General features: G+C 61.3%; 6 protein-coding genes. 2 read left to right on the top strand and 4 right to left on the bottom strand.

Annotation, left to right across the window (positions count from 1 at the left end; genetic code table 11):
• Positions 1 to 46 precede the first annotated feature (46 nt).
• Both FRT59_RS19975 and FRT59_RS19970 read right to left on the bottom strand, forming a co-directional pair.
• The gene (locus FRT59_RS19975) at positions 47 to 541 is read right to left on the bottom strand and encodes a DUF934 domain-containing protein (protein ID WP_034119350.1); all 495 of its coding nucleotides are present in this window, start codon (positions 539 to 541) and stop codon (positions 47 to 49) included.
• The gene (locus FRT59_RS19970; RefSeq protein WP_153872144.1) at positions 525 to 2,183 is read right to left on the bottom strand and encodes a nitrite/sulfite reductase; all 1,659 of its coding nucleotides are present in this window, start codon (positions 2,181 to 2,183) and stop codon (positions 525 to 527) included. Before FRT59_RS19970 ends, FRT59_RS19975 begins: the two co-directional genes overlap by 17 nt.
• Before the next feature lie 424 nt (positions 2,184 to 2,607).
• Here FRT59_RS19970 and FRT59_RS19965 point away from each other — a divergent pair, with 424 nt between their 5' ends.
• A complete protein-coding gene (locus tag FRT59_RS19965; RefSeq protein ID WP_153872143.1) occupies positions 2,608 to 3,675 on the top strand; it encodes an ABC transporter substrate-binding protein in 1,068 nt (355 codons plus the stop codon).
• Here the strand turns inward: FRT59_RS19965 and FRT59_RS19960 are convergent.
• Positions 3,672 to 3,890 carry a DUF2970 domain-containing protein gene (locus FRT59_RS19960; RefSeq protein WP_153838294.1) on the bottom strand — a complete coding sequence of 73 codons (219 nt, stop codon included), beginning with the start codon at positions 3,888 to 3,890 and terminating at the stop codon, positions 3,672 to 3,674. The genes FRT59_RS19965 and FRT59_RS19960 overlap by 4 nt on opposite strands.
• Positions 3,891 to 4,003: 113 nt before the next feature.
• Between FRT59_RS19960 and FRT59_RS19955 the strand changes: the two genes are divergently transcribed.
• On the top strand, positions 4,004 to 11,233 hold the full coding sequence (locus FRT59_RS19955; RefSeq protein WP_153872142.1) for an NEL-type E3 ubiquitin ligase domain-containing protein: 7,230 nt from the start codon (positions 4,004 to 4,006) through the stop codon (positions 11,231 to 11,233).
• Positions 11,234 to 11,287: 54 nt separating this feature from the next.
• Here FRT59_RS19955 and FRT59_RS19950 read toward each other — a convergent pair whose 3' ends face one another.
• A complete protein-coding gene (locus FRT59_RS19950; RefSeq protein ID WP_153872141.1) occupies positions 11,288 to 16,099 on the bottom strand; it encodes a dermonecrotic toxin domain-containing protein in 4,812 nt (1,603 codons plus the stop codon).
• Positions 16,100 to 16,212: the final 113 nt, after the last annotated feature.

The following is a 16,212-nucleotide window of genomic DNA, read 5'->3' as shown; positions in this document are numbered from 1 at the left end:
GACCATTGTCGGCCCTGGCGCGGCAGGGCTTTTCATGGGGCTGGGCTCAGCGCCGACGGAACAACGGCAGCGGCTCATCAGTGGCAGCCTGATAAGTCACCGAGAAGTCCTTGAGACTTTCCAGCGCTTCATACGGGTCTTTGTCGGCGCGCAAGGCGAAGGCATCGAACCCGCAGCGGTGAAGGTAGAACAGCTGGTCACGCAATACGTCGCCAATCGCGCGCAATTCACCCTTGTAGCCATAACGGTCACGCAGCAGGCGGGCGTTGGAGTAGTTGCGGCCATCGGTGAAGGCAGGGAAGTTCAGCGCGATGACCTGGAAGTGTTCCACGTCTTCACCGATCTCTTCGGCTTCTTCATCGGCGTCCAGCCACACGCCCAGGCCGCCGTCGCGGGCCTTGAGGGCGTGGCCGTGTTCGCGCCACAGGGCCAGCGGCACGATCAGGTCGTCGCAGTTGGAGATGCCGTCGAAGCTCGCGTCCTTGGGCAGCAGGTGCCAGGTTTCGTCGACGACTTCGTTGTTCTTAATGATTCGCTGCATAGACGCGCTCCTTGAACAGGTCGATGCCGATGCGCTGGTAGGTGTCGATGAAACGCTCATCTTCGGTGCGCTGTTCGATGTACACGTCGATCAGCTTGCCGATCACCTCGGGCATGGCTTCCTGGGCGAAGGATGGGCCGAGGATCTTGCCCAGGCTCGCATCGCGGCTGGCGCTGCCACCCAGGGACACTTGGTAGAATTCTTCGCCTTTCTTGTCCACGCCCAGGATGCCGATGTGGCCGACGTGGTGGTGACCACAGGCGTTCATGCAACCGGAGATGTTCAGGTCCAGCTCGCCGATGTCGAACAGGTAGTCCAGGTCGTCGAAACGGCGCTGGATCGATTCGGCAATCGGGATCGACTTGGCGTTGGCCAGGGAGCAGAAATCGCCGCCCGGGCAGCAGATGATGTCGGTCAGCAGGCCAATGTTCGGTGTGGCAAAACCGCCTTCGCGCAGCTCTCCCCACAGGGTGAACAGTTGGCTCTGCTCGACGTCCGCGAGAATGATGTTCTGCTCGTGGGAAGTGCGCAGCTGGCCGAAGCTGTAGCGCTCGGCCAGGTCGGCGACAGCATCCAGCTGCTTGTCGGTGATATCGCCTGGGGCGACGCCGGTAGGCTTGAGCGACAAGGTTACGGCAACATAGCCCGGCTTCTTGTGCGCCAGGGTGTTGCGAGTGCGCCAGCGGGCAAAGCCTGGGTGTTGCTGGTCGAGTGTGGCCAGCTCGGCGTCCTGGCTGGACAAGACCTTGTACTCAGGGTCGACAAAGTGCTTGGCCACACGATGCACTTCAGCTTCGGTCAGGGTGGTCTGGCCACCGCGCAGGTGTTCCATCTCGGCGTCGACTTTCTGGGCAAATACCTCAGGGGTCAGCGCCTTGACCAGGATCTTGATCCGGGCCTTGTATTTGTTGTCACGACGGCCATAGCGGTTATAGACCCGCAGGATGGCGTCCAGGTAGCTCAACAGGTCCTGCCACGGCAGGAACTCATTGATGAATGCACCGACCACCGGCGTACGACCTAGGCCGCCACCCACCAGCACGCGAAAGCCCAGCTCGCCGGCGGCGTTGTACACCGGCTCCAGGCCGATATCGTGCACTTCGATGGCCGCACGGTCGGAAGTCGAGCCATTGATGGCGATCTTGAACTTGCGCGGCAGGTAGGCGAATTCCGGGTGGAAGGTGGTCCACTGGCGCACGATTTCACACCACGGCCGTGGGTCGATCAACTCGTCCGCAGCGACGCCGGCAAACTGGTCGGTGGTCACGTTGCGCAGGCAGTTACCGCTGGTCTGAATCGCGTGCATCTGCACGGTGGCCAGTTCAGCCAGGATGTCCGGCACATCTTCCAGGGCCGGCCAGTTGAACTGTACGTTCTGGCGGGTACTGATGTGGGCGTAGCCTTTGTCGAAGTCGCGGGCAATCTTGGCCATCATCCGCGTCTGACGCGAAGTCAGTTGGCCATAGGGCACGGCCACCCGCAGCATCGGCGCAAAGCGCTGAACATAAAGGCCATTTTGCAGGCGCAGAGGGCGGAACTCTTCTTCGCTCAGTTCACCTGCTAAGTAGCGTCGGGTCTGATCACGGAACTGCTTGACGCGGTCCTCGATGATGCGCTGATCGTATTCGTCGTATACGTACATATAGGTCCTGTTCTCGGCAAATCTGCGCGCACGGCCGCGCACTCCCAACGGAGCCGGCGCACGATACCAGTTTGCGTATATGCGCAAAAGTGATGTTTGGGTATATGTAAATAACCAAACTGACTAATGAGAACCGTTATCGCGATATCCACATTTGTCATGCGGGCAATCATGATCTTTACTGTGGTCGAGTCTTAGTGCCGTCACCTATAAAACCGACAAGAGGCGATGCGATGAGCAATTCAACCAAAGCCCGTAAACCTGACAGTACCGTGGATGCCTGGGCTATTTTGTTCCTGATTATCCTGGTGGTGGGAACCGCCGTGTTCTGGGTCAGCCACCAGTAAAAAGAGCGTTGATTGAGTCTCGATTGGCTGTCGATTTGCCACTATCATGGCGATCAATATTCCAGGCTCGAACAGCTATGTTGAAGGCTCTGATTGCGTGTGTGTGGTTAGCCGGATCGACGTGTGGGGCAATGGCCCAGGCGGCGTCGGTGGTGTTTCTCAACCCGGGCACGTCCACGGAAACCTTCTGGGTCAGCTATGCGCAATTCATGCAGGCCGCCGCCAAGGACCTCGGCCTGGATTTGCGCGTGCGTTATTCCGAGCGCGATGCCCATAACACCCTGATCCACGCCAGGGAAGCCCTGCAAGGCAGCGAGCGGCCTGATTACCTGGTGCTGGTGAATGAGGAATACGTCGCCCCGCAAATTCTGCGCATGGCTCAGGGCAGCGGGGTCAAATTGATGATCGTCAATAGCGCGCTGACGCCCGACCAAGTGCAATGGCTGGATGCCCGCACTGACGTCAGCTGGATAGGTAGTCTGGTAGCTGACGACGATCGCGCCGGCTACCTGATGCTCACCGACCTGCTGCGCCAGCATGGGCCGATTGCTCCCGATGAAACCCTCGATCTGTTGGCATTTTCCGGCGTCAAGAACACCCCGGCTGCGCAGCGCCGTGAACAGGGGCTGCGCCAGGCCCTCGCCGAGCACCCGCAAGTGCATCTGCGGCAGTTGGTCTATGGGGAGTGGAGTCGCGAGCGTGCCCTCGAACAAGCTACCCAGTTGTTCAAGCGTTACCCACAGACGGTGCTTGTGTGGTCGGCCAACGATGAGATGGCGCTGGGCACCATGCACGCCCTGCAAGACAGCGAGCGTGTACCGGGCAAGGACGTACTGTTCAGTGCGGTCAACAGCTCGCCGGGCATATTGAAGGCTCGCCTGGACGGGCGGCTGACCACGCTGGTCGCCGGGCATTTCACCCTGGGCGGTTGGGCCATGGTGCTGATCAATGATGACGCCAAAGGCGTCGACATCGGCGCCTACGGCGGGCGGGATCGGCAACTGGCGCTGTTCCAGCTGATCGATACCGCACAGGCGCAGCGCTTGTCGGGGCCGATGCCGTCGGTGGATTTTCGCGCACTGTCGGCGGTGGGCAAGCCTAAGTCCTACCGTTACCCATTCAGCCTGCAATTGCTGCTGCGCTAAATCCCGGCCAGGTGCAGCACCAGCTTGACGATGCCGAACAGCGTGAGCGCAAACACGGCCGTGAACAGGATGCCCAGCACGATAAAATGGCTGGGTTTGCCGTGGGTAAAGTCGCGCGCTCGATTTTTCCCGCTCTGCACGCCAAAGGCCGCCGCCATCACGCTGTGCAGCATTTGCCAGAAGGTCGGCGGCTTGTTGTCGAGTGGATCGTCCATAAAACCCTCGTCACGAAGACTCTCCACCACAGCATAGACGCCCCGTATCTATACACCACCGGCCTTGGGCTGAACGGTGATGTGCTGTCACTTCATTTCACAGGAGTGACAGCATGTCCGATTTATCCCCTGATTCCACCGTCGCTAAACCACCGGCGGCAACCTTAAGTATTCACGGCGACTTCCTCGAAAAGGCTGTGCCGCAATGGCTGATCGACGCAACACCGGCCCGCCGCCTGGCGCTTAAACACAGCACGGCGGTCTTGCCGGATTGGTACATAAACGCCTCGCCCGAACAGCGCAAGACCGTCACTGCCAGCATCAAGGCCAGCACCCTGGCCCAGACTCGACTCGACAAAAGCATGGCCACGTTCCAGGACGTCGACACCTTCGCTCGGCCCTTACTGCTCAAGGCCTTGAAAGACCAGTACCAGGTGAACGTTGACGTCGACAAGACCCTGCTGTGCCTGCGCCGCCCGCTGGCGGTGACGGTGCTGGAGCTGGAAGTGTCGTCGTTCGAATTCCTCAAGTTGTCGATGCTGCAAGCTGCACTGCATAACTTCGAAGCCTGGGAGTGCAAAAGCGCTGCCTACCATGAAAGTTCCGGCTTTGTGGTACAGGCGGCCAGCCCTGACACCTTTGAAGCCACCACGCTTAACCTGACGGTCAGCCAGTTCCTGACGCTGTGCCGTGGCCTGGATGTGGGCGCCAAATACCAGGCCTACCTGAAGACGTTCTTCGAGCCTGCCGATGCCACGGCCAAGGCGACCCTGCGCCAACGGTTCATCGCCAGCCAGAAAGCCGCGATGCGCGCTGCCGCTGACCAGGCGTTATTGACCCGGGACATCGAGCCTGCGGACCACAGGATGATCGTCTCGGTGATCAATGGCGAAGTGCACCCGAGGATGGGTGACAAGCAAGTCTGGTTCAACGATATGGGCCTGATGAAAAAGCGCATGACCGGCTGCGTGGCCTTCGTGATCGGCAAGAAGTACCGCTACAACGACGAAGTGATTCTCTACATTCCCCAAGACCCGGAGCATGCGCTCAAGCGCTATACCGCCGCGCAGATGCGCCAGGAATTCAAGCGCCTGTTCACCGCCAGAGACGGCATGCAGGCCAACGATGCCAGCCCCACGGCCTACCAGCGCTTTTTCAGCCAGTTCGTGCCGTATGCGCAGCGCGGGTATTACTACAGCCAATTCACCCAGGCGGCTGCCGATTCCCCGGGCGGCCCTTTGACGTCGCCGTGGCGCACCATCATCGAGACGGTCAGTGAGCTGTCGCCCGCCACCCATATCAAGGAGCTGCCACCGGCGAGTCCGGCAAAAATGGAACCGGCACCCGATCCGTATATCGCGCCCTCTTATGTCACCCGCAAGGGGCGCGGGCCGTGGGCGGACAATGTGGACCTGTGGGACTACCTGTTTGAGCAAAACCGCGACAAGGTGTATGCCGATGCCCGCAGCCATGCGGTGCCCACCGCCGAAGTCGATATCAAGGCGCGTGAAGCAAAACTCGCCCATCTGCTGGAAATCGGCTTGCTGGGGCTGAACATGGTCTCCATGTTCGTCCCGGTCCTGGGCGAAATCATGTTGACGGTGATGGCCGGGCAGTTGCTGTACGAAACCCTGGAAGGCTCGATCGAATGGGCAGAGGGCGACAAGCGCGCGGCCAAGGCGCACCTGGTCGACGTGGCCGAGAACCTCGCGCAGCTGGCTGTCATGGCCGGCGTGGGTGCAGCGGTGAGTAGATTCAGGGCAGTCAAGCCGGAACCGGTGATTGAACACCTTAGCCCCGTGACGTTGCCCAACGGCGAAACCCGCCTGTGGAAGCCCGACTTGAGTGGCTATGAAAGCCCGGTCGCGCTAGATGCCGGCCCAGGGCCGAACGCGCTGGGGCAGCATCAACTGCAGGGCAAGACCTATATCCGCCAGGGCAATAAGGTTTACGAGCAGTTCTTTGAGGCGTCGACCCAGCAGTGGCGCATCAAGCACCCGAGCGACGCCGCTGCCTACCAGCCGATTCTTCAAAGCAACGGCCGTGGCGCCTGGCGCCACACCCTGGAGCGGCCACTGGAATGGGACCGCCTGACCCTGCTGCGGCGCATGGGCCATACCACCGAGGCGTTTTCCGATACCGAGCTGATCAAGGTGGCGGATGTCAGCGGTGTCAGCGACAACGCGCTGCGCAAAATGCACATGGACCTCGCGCCACCGCCGCCCGAGCTGAGGGATGCGATGCGCTTGTTCAAGGCCGACGCCGACACCGGCCAGGTGATCGAACAACTGCGCGGCACCCAACCGATTGATGACCGCTATTTGTACGCGCTGCCGCTGGTGGCGGAAATGCCCGGTTGGCCAAAAACGCGGGTGCTTGAGGTATTCGAGGCACCGGGTTTATCGGGCGCGTCCGTCAAGTATCGCTCCGAGCGTCTGCCACGCGGCGCGACTGCCAAGGCGCCGATCAGGATCAGCCGTGCCGATATCCTCGGCGGCCAACTGCCGGCGCACATTCTGGCGGTGCTTGATGAGCAGGACGTCGTCGGCCTGCTGGGCGCGCAGGGCGCACGGGTGGTGGAGCTGCGGCCGCAAGAGTTTGGCAAGCAACTCACTGATTACGCCCTGACCCGCAAGCCGGCGATTTTCGACAGCCTCTACGCCGGCACGGAGCCGGTGTCGAGCCAGGTCCGGCGGTTGCAGCGCGCATGTCCCGGGCTTAGCGAAGCGGGCGCCGAGGAAGCGTTGGCGCACGCGCGGCCTGATGATCTCAAACAACTGGAGGACGCACACCGGGTGCCCCTGACCTTGCTGGAAGAGGCCCGCTGGTATGCGCGCCAGGGTCGCCAAACCCGTGCCTATGCCGGTTTACGCAGCGAAAACATGGCCTCGGGGGATAGCCGACGCCTGGCACTGCATTGCCTGGAAAAACTGCCGGGCTGGCCGGACACGCTGCGCCTGGAGGTGCGCGCAGACAGTGACAGCGGCACGCTGCTGGACAGCATTGGCAGCGAGTCGGCACGCGACAAGAAGTACCTGGTGAGAAAAAACTCACGCTTTCAGGCTTTCAATGCGCGCGGTGAAGCACTCAACAGCCTGCCCAAACAGGGCGACAATTTTTATGCCTCGCTGATGCACGCCTTGCCTGATGAAGCACGGCGCGGGCTGGGCGTGCCTCAGGTCGGCCAGAGCGCCGAGTTGCAGGAAAAAATCATTGAGTTTGCCGACCGTTATCGCAGTGAAACAGCACCGCAGGGCCAGCGTCCCAAGCCACCCGTGCGGGTCAACGACACACGGGTGGGGTACTACGCCAGCGGACGTGAGGTCGACGTGAGGGCAAATCTTGCGGCGCGGGCGCGGGTGATCTACCCGGAACTGAGCGACGCCCAGGCCAGTGCTTATATTCGCCAGTTGCAACAGCCGGGCAGGAGCGACAAGGCAATCTTCAACCTCCTGGAAAACCGCAGGCGCGAATATGCAGAGTTGGCATCAACCCTTGACCAGTGGGTGGGCCGGCCTCCGGTGGCGCTGGACCCGTTCAGCGCCGCGCCGGACAATTCTGCGTACCTGCATAGAACCCAGGTCGCCCAGTTGCTCAAGGCACAGTGGCGGCGCGCACCGCTGGCGAAGGAAGTACCGGGTGCCGAACGACTGTCGATTGTGATCAATGAGCCGTTGCCGCCGCTGATGGCTGACTTTGCGCATATCCGCGAGCTGTCGGTGGGTGGGCGCGGTTTGAGCGACGCTAACGCGGATGCCTTTCTGGCGCGATTTCCTAATGTGAGCAGTCTGTCTATTGGTGAGAGCGGTCGCGTGTGGGACCCGGCTACCTTCGGCATATCGCCGCTGACGACCGTGCCCAAGGCGGTGAGCGAGATGACTCAGCTCAAGCACCTGACGTTCAAGGCAGATGCGTCGTCGCTGGCGTCGGATTTCTCCTCGAAACTCAATGCGCTCACTTCGCTGCAGGCGCTGCATATCGAGTGCAGCGGGTTTTCTCCAGCGGCACTCAACAACCTGGATTTGTCCGCGCTTGTGCAGTTGAAACAGCTGAAGTTCGATGCGCCTCACGCGCTCTCGCAGTGGCCGGCTTATGCTGAAAACCTGGCCCAGCTGGAGCGCCTTGACCTGGCCAACACCAGTATCCGCGCATTGCCTGAGAGCCTGTATACCGGGCATGAAGACCTGTGGGCGGGCCTGTCGCTGGACTGGTCAAGCTTCACCCGCGAGGCATTCACGCCCGCGTATAAGTACGTGAAAGACTATCGGGGCGAACGGGTTCACCTGGCTGACCTGCACCAGATGGTCCGCGAGTACGCCAGGGGTGAGTTGCAGTCGTTGCTGGGCCCTTCGCCGCTGACGGGCGCCTTGCACGAAAAAATCATGACCACCTGGAATACCCCAGTCACCCGCTTTGCTGCTATCGAAGCCCTGGCGGCAGAGTACAACGGGCTTTTTGCGCGGTTCTATCATCCGGCCACGCCGGCGTCGCGCCTCAGGTTACGTTCGCTACCCTGGCAAACGGGTGCCAACGCACACGTTATCAATGCCCTCGAAGCCAGCTGGCGCGGGGCGGTAGCCCAGCGTTATGAATTGACGGCCAACGTATCGGTGCTTGAGTTGCCAGCGCCGGAGTTTCGAGTGGACGCCGGGTCCTTGCCGGTGAGCACGGTTGAACTGCCGCAACTGCCGGCTGCCACCTTTTCCCATGTGCGCACGTTGCGCCTGGGCTGGCTGGGTGAGTCCATAGAACAGACCCGTGGTTTTATTCGCGCATTCAGCGGCACGCAAACCCTTGAACTGCGCGGCCATGGTTTGACCGAATTACCCATCGGCCCAGGCGACCTGCCTGCCTTGAGCCGACTCGACCTGTCCAACAACAGCCTGGTGGCCACGCCAGCGGTCCAGACGCAACTCAATGGTCTGAGCAGCCTGGAGCAATTGAATCTAAGCCATAACCCACTGAAGGCGTTGGATGTCAGTGAGTTCACGCATCTCAAGGCGCTGAATGCGCGAGCGAGCCAATTGCAGGCCTGGCCAACCGGGGCCGAGGGTTTGCCGCAGCTGGCGTGGCTCGACTTACGCGATAATCAACTGCCGACATTGCCGTCATCCGTGTTGGCGAACGACGCGTTGATGATGAAGGTCAACCTGGCGGGGAACCGCTTCCTCCCGGACGGTGAGGTTGCGCTCAAGGCGGCACGCCAGCGAGTTGAATCCGCTCAAGGTTTGCCCGAAGGAGCGCTGATCCGGTTTGAACATCAAGCCCTGCCAGCCGCTTTTCCACCGGAAGAAACCGGCTGGTCGATGGCGCGTTATTTATTGCCACTGCCTGGACCAATAGAAGCCGCGGAAGGCGTTGCGGGCTTTGCCAAGCGCTTGCAACAGTTGAACCCGGCGCTGACCGAGGATCAGGCGCTGCAACGGCTGGAGCAACTGCGTGACAGCGGGTTGAGCGACCCACAGATAGACACGCAACTGAGCGCATGGCTCCGGGAGTGCGAGTCCCTGACGCGTCAGCTCAATGGCTGGCTGTATACCCGCGATTTGCATGCAGCGGACGTGAGCGTATTGGCCGAAGAACGGCAACTGGCAGCGGCCAAAATCAGTGAATGCTGGCAGCGTGGGGTGTCTGGTGATGCAGAGGCCGAGCTGAGCCTGCACGGCCTGCAAATCGACCATCTGCCTGAATTGGACCTGCGCTTTCAGCATGTGCGCAGCCTGGACTTGACCGGTGTGCGCTTCTCGGGGCAAGGCGCCGATGGCTTCCTCAACAGCTTCCCGGCCTTGCGCAAGCTGGTTCTGAGCGGCAACGAGCTGACCGCGTTGCCCGAGGCGGTGCAACACATGGGCCAGCTGGAGCAACTGGAATTGGCCGCCAACGCTTTCAGTGATCCAGAGCCCCTGTACCGCCAATTGGGCGGTGAACGCTTGCGCCGTCTGGACCTCGGCCACAACAACCTGAGCGAGTTCAGCACCAGCGCCTTCAGCCGCCTGGAAGCCCTCGATCTCGGCTACAACGACATTGCCCAGTGGCCCGACGGCGCATTGGAGGCCACCGACCTGCGTACGCTGAACCTCAGCGGTAATGCCCTGACGACGTTTCCGGACCGCTTGCTGGGGGGCAGTCACGATCAATTGGTGACCGGAACGAACCTGGCCGACAATCACCAGCTGTCGCTCAACGCGCTGGAGCAGCTCAGGCACTACAGCGATGCCCACCAGGGGCAGGGCGTCATGGGCCTGACCCGCGAGGACATCAACCTCAGGATTGCCGCGCTAGAAAGCGACTCCGACATCGGCTCTGGAAGCGACTCCGGCGCTGATTCGGACGGTGACTCCGACGATGATAATGACGCCGGGGCGGCCTATGAGCCTTTGGAAATCATTCTTGACCCGGCGGGTGAGGCGGGTGAAGCGGCGCTGGCGTCCTGGCTGATGAACACGCCGTCGGCCCTGGCCGCATCCAGGCGGCAACTGTGGCTGCAACTGACCCAGGAGCCCGGCCACGCACCCTTTTTTCATTTGCTCTCGCGACTGCGTGATACCCCGGAGTTCAGGTTCACCCGCACTGATCTAACCCGGCGGGTCTGGGAGGTGATCGAAGCGGCCGCCAGCAATGCGCAGCAGCGCGAGACGTTGTTCGCGGCCTCGCAAACCCACAATACCTGTATCGATGGGCGCACCCTTACGTTCAGTGCAATGGAGGTGCTGGTGTTCGAGGAGCGTGTGTTGCGTGACGTTCCGGTCCACAACTTGAGGCTGCGTGGCCAGCGGTTATTGGACCTGTCCCGGCAACTGTTCCGGCTCGACCAGGTCGACACCTTGGCCGAACGCAATGCCCAGGGGCTGGACAGGGCCGAAGTACGCTTGCAGTACCGCATCGGTATGACCCGCGGTTGGCCAGACGGTCTCGACCTGCCAGGGCAACCCACCTACATGGCGTTTGCTACGCCGCTCAGCGGGCAGGCCTTGAATAGCGCGCGTGCGCTGGTGCTCGCGGCGGAGGAGTCCGACGGGTTTTATGAAAGCCTGATTGCCCGGGATTATTGGCTCAATTACCTGCGCGAGCGCTACCCCGACGCTTTCACTACGCTGGAGCAAAATGCTTTACGGCGTCAGGATGCATTGGAGGACGCACACAGTGCCAGGCAACCCGGCACCGAGAGCCAGGAACGCTACGAGGTGGAGTTGACCCTGTTGGAGGTCGAGTTGGGCAGCGTGCGGGCGCAGAAGCTGCTTGAGCTGTCGCGAAAGGAGGTGCTGGAGCTATCGACCGGCACGGTTGAGACCTCACCGCCGAGACCGGCATCGCCGCAACCCGGTCCGTCCTGGAAGCAGTAGTTTTTCAAGCCCCCATACCCGCAGGGGCGGGTATGGGGGCCATTGGTTGGCAGGTTACGCTTGCAGCGGCGGTTCCAGTATCAGGAACAATTTCTGATCCAGGGGCGGTCTGATCAAGGCTTTGTCCATCAGGACGGCAGTGCGGTTATCTGCCGCGGCTTGTTCGATCACCTGCCGGCGCGTCAATGATTGCTGCGCCGGGAGTTTCAAGTGGGCGAAGCTGTGTTGCGCTGCCGGCGTCAGCTCCGTGGGGTAGTGGAAGTGCGCATACCACAACACCTTGAGCGTTTGTTTGTCCTTCACTGAGTATTCGGTCAGAAAATCACCGGCTGCCAGTAGTTTTCGGCTTTTGACCAGGTTGATATCGATGAAGCCTTTTTGGTGCAGGTAGTCGATGTTTTCAGCTTTGGGGAGCTGTTGCATGTAGCCCTGCGCGCGCACCTCGTGAGCCAGGTTGCGAGCGGCCCGCGCCCTGTCACCGTAGGCCTTGATCAAGTCATCAGCCTCGGCGTGGGTGGCATGGTCTTTTTTGATCTCATTGGCCAAGGCTTCGATTTTGCTCGCATGCTGGGTCAACATGTCTTCCCATTCCACCGGGCGCAGGGTTTCCCGTCGTGTGGGATCGCCAAGTTTTCGCTGTTGGTCGCGTATCGTGCGCTCAATTCTTGCCCTTTCGGCAAATACGGATTCTGCACTGCGTTTAATCGTGTTCAACGAGCGCTTTACCGGCGCGCTCGGTGATACGACCGGCGCCGCTTGGACAACCTCAGTCCATACACCTTCAGCGGCGTGCTCGTGGTAGCTGGCGACAATCTTCTTGGTGTGGGGGTCGGTGATATCGACAAAATTGCCCGGCATGTCTGGCTGAGGCGCACGCAGGTCACCCACCAGCGTGCGTTGGTTGCGCGTCCTGATGACTCGGCGGGTGGCGGGTTTTTCACGCGCGGGGGCAGGTAGTCTGGGTAGGTGAGCGAACCCTTCTTCTGAAAGAATCAGGTCGGCCAGTTCGGCTTCAAGGTCGGTACGGGCGCTGCCAATCTCATCGAGGAAGGTTGCCCGATATTCCTCGCGCACAAAGCCGGAGCCCATTTCAGCCAGCGACCTGACGGCGTTCTCCAGTCGGTCATAGCGCTCAAGCACGTCCTTGAGCACCTCAATTTGCTCATGCGTCGAGTAGCCACGGGTGCTGCGCATTTCCGTATGCGCCAACACACTGGTGACGGTTTTGGCGTCGGTGAGCACCATGATGTATGGAAACTCGGCGAGTTCCCGGGAAGGGTGAGTGCGATCAAATACCAGTTCAGTCAGGAAGATCAGTGCATGCTGGTTGAGTGTGCTTGAAGAGATGTTTTGATCGCTGGGGCTGTCCTGCAATAGCAGTTGGCGCAAGGCAGGGTCTGCTTGCTGGAGGATATTCTCGACGTGTTGGGCAGGCTCGATCTTCTGTTTGAGCACCTCAAATTGCTGCTTCCTGATGTGCCTGAATTCCTCGTAGGCGTCGGTGATGCCATTGGGTAACTGCGTATTGACGCGGTCATGCACTTCATCTTCCGTTTCGCCGCGCTCGGTTTGAAGCGTGTCCAAGAGTTTTTGCGACATGACCTCATAGACCGCGCCCCAATAATCAAACAGGGCCTTGGTGTTGCTGTTGCGACGTTTTACATGTTTCGGATCGGTCCTGTCGGCCACCACCAGTTCACCGCCGAGGCTTTCCATTTCCTGCAGCATGGAAACTGACTCATGACCTTGCTTCAGATACTGCTCAACGGCGATCTCCCACTCGACCCTGGCCCGTGCGGTGGAAAGGCGCCGTTGCTCATGGCGTTGAGTCATTCTGGCGTGCAACGCTGGAATCGCAGCTGTGTTGGCGAGCCTTGACCAATCTGCCCGCAGGTCTACCATCTGTTTCGCCAGCCGGTCGCGGGCGTCGTCCAGCGCGAATTTAAGCTCTACCGATTTTATCGCCACCGGCACGAATCTATCCTCGAGTGCACTCAGGTCGCGCTTGAGCGTAGCGATTCGATCGCGTTGTTTGCGCAGCTGTGCATCCAGCTTTTTCTTGGGCATGCCGCCTTCAAGACGCGCCTTGCGCTCAAGGCGCCAATGCCCCTGACTGTCGCTGACCAGCTTGAAACCAGGGTGCAGTGGGCGTTGTGGGTCCACCAGGTAAACCTCACCAAACCCCGGCACCACGCTGACCTGAAACAACAGCCCGCCGACGCTGGCGTGCCAGGTTTGGCCAATGCGGTACAGCCCCATGAGCGGGCCGCTGGCCTCTGGTGGCGGCAAGGTTTCGGGCCAGGGCACGTGGACGTCGAGCAGCGCCTTGAGCAACTTCGCACCCGCCTGCGGGCTGGCCAGCGAGCGGCTGAAATCCAGGGCGGTGCGGCCGGTTGCCGGGGGTTCGCCGGGCAGCGTCACGGCACCGTGGCGAATCAGCGACTGACCGGGCTGGGGCGGTCGGCCCGCCGGATGGCGCCAGGTGGCCAGGCGCAAGACATTCTCTTCGGGCGCGGGGCGCGCCAAGGGCTGGCGGCTTCGAGGGGAGGCGCTGGTGGCGTGCAACAACAGCATGGCGGTATTGAGCAGCAGGTCAATCAACGCCAGTTCACGCGTGGTCGGGTCGCTGCTGTCCAAACCGGCCAGGTCCTGCTCCAGGCTGCTGACCATCACCAGGAACCAGCCGGCCAACATGGCGGGGCCGCGTACCAACGGCAACAACAGGGTGTTGAACAGCAACCACGCGCCCTCCATCACAATGGCCCAGCGGCTTTCGTGGTTGGACACCGACTCGCGGTCCGCCAGGTCGACCATCGCCCGCGCGGTGCTGCCGAACAAGTGGCTCAGCAGTTGGCCGTTGATCTGTGACTGCAGCCATTCCTCGGCGCCTTCATCCACGGCCAGCGTCGCCGGTGCAGGGTCTTCAGGCGGCGCGAACTCATCCCCCGGCAGGAAGCGAATGATGTGCGGCTGTTTGATCCCGCCGTTGTCATAAATCGGCCGAGCCGTGTCGCTCAGCCAGGTCAACACACTGCTTTTCAGTTCGCCGGGGCTGGCAAGCGCCTCGAGCAGGGCCTGGCGTGTCGGGTATTGAAACAGGGCCTCGGCGTACAGCGGTCGGTACAGCACGTGTGGGCCAACGGTTGCGTCACGGGGTTCGATCACGAAGAAGTTGCTGACGGCATCCGGCGTTGCCCCGGCTTTGCGGCACAGGGCCAGTGGGCGCAGGACGATTTCCTGGCCGTCGACAACGCGGTCTGCGGGGGTCTCGCCCATCAGCGCTTTCACATAGCGATAGCCGGTGGCGGTGACCCCGTGTTGTTGCCGAATCGCGTATTCCAGGGCGCGCATCGGCAGCTGCACTTTGAGTTCGCGGGTGAAGAGTTTTTCCCGGCGGCGCGCATCGACGGTGTCCGACAGCAACAGGTCTTTGATCTTCTGCGGGTAAGCCGTTCCGATGTCGACACGCTGGATCAGGCCCTGGCTGCCCAGCAGGTAATCTTCGCTCAGCCAGCCCGGCAGCGCGCCGGCGGTTTTGGACCGTAGCGTCAGCGTGCCCTTAGGCTTGCCGGCGAGGTTCTTCACCGCCAGCTCCGTCAGCGACAGCTGCACATGTTCGATAATGCCGGCGCCGCCTGGGTAACCGGCCGCTACGGCAAAGTCCAGCAGCACATCGTCGGGGTCGTGGTCGGCGTGGTCGGCCTGCATCTGCTTGCGTAAGGCATTGCGGCTGAAATCATGGATGTTTTCCACGCCCTCATTGAATGAACGCCCCTGATTGAGGCGCAGCACCTGGGCCATGTCCTGCAGGTGGCGGTGGTAGGCAAAGCGCTCATTGGCGGTCGCTTGCTTGAGCCACGCCGGGAGTTTTTCGTCGACCTTTTGCAGGTGCGCAGGGGCTGGCACGGCGGTTTGGGTAAACAGCAGGGCCGGGTCCGTGAGCGTTTCCAGGGTGCGGTCGAGTGCCGCTTCGCTCTGCCCTTGATAATCCAGCGCTTCCAGGTCTTCCAGTTGCTGATTGAGGATAAGCCCGGCCTGTTGTTCAAACACGTTGCCGTCTGGTTCATTGCGCCGCCACGTCAGGCTGTCGAACTGAAACTGCGCCTGCATGCGCGCGCCCCAGGCTTCGCCAAAGGCGTCCAGGGAGTCAAACGGCTCGACAACGCCTGCCACGCTGCACAACAGCACCTGTCTGTCGCGTACCAGCAACAGATCCGGCGTCAACAGGCACACCTCCTTGCCGGCTTTAGACAGTGTGGTTTCGATGAAATACGCGTAGGTGGTCGGTGTGGAGCGGGGCAGGCGTTCCACACGTGCCGGCCAGGCTGCGGTGGTGGCCAGCATGTCCCTGTGGGTGTCGCTCAGGCCCTGGCGACCGGCTGCCGCTGCGGTCATCTGGCCATTGAGCCACTCGCCCAGCCATTGCCAGCGGCTGCTGCCGAGGCTGTCGGTCTCGCTCCAGTAGGCGGCGAGGTCCGCCTGGAAATGCAGGTAAAGCGAGCCTGGCAGCTCGTCGATGATGTGTGCAATCACCTGCATGTCGATATCGGCCAGGCGGCCGCCGCTAATGGGTGACAGATAGTACGGCAGGCCGTTCTGGGGGCGCAGGTCAAGCAGGCGCGGGTTCAGGACGTGGGCCATCGCGACGTTGATCAACAGCGGGAACGCGTAGCAGGTATTGGCGCCGCAGGGCGTTGGGCCGGCGAGTTTGAGCGTGAGCAAGTCCACCTTCAGACTCGGGTAGTGCTCACGGATGCCAGCCCGTAGAGCCTTGAACACCACTGAAAACAACGCCGGGCGCGTGGCGAAATGAGAATGGATAGCCTGGGCCGGCAAAGGGCTTTGGGCCACGGGTAAATCGGGCATGAAGAAATCCTTTTTCTGTGTGTACCCGGTGTCAGGTGAGCTGCCGGGACAGCGGGCCGAAGATCGGCCCAGCACAGAAAAACGGATTTCTTCCTGACGGGGGCGGCATTGGG

This window comes from Pseudomonas haemolytica (genome assembly GCF_009659625.1).
Taxonomy (GTDB): domain Bacteria; phylum Pseudomonadota; class Gammaproteobacteria; order Pseudomonadales; family Pseudomonadaceae; genus Aquipseudomonas; species Aquipseudomonas haemolytica.
Note: the sequence above shows the minus strand (reverse complement) of the source record. Positions and strands in the feature narration are given on the sequence as shown.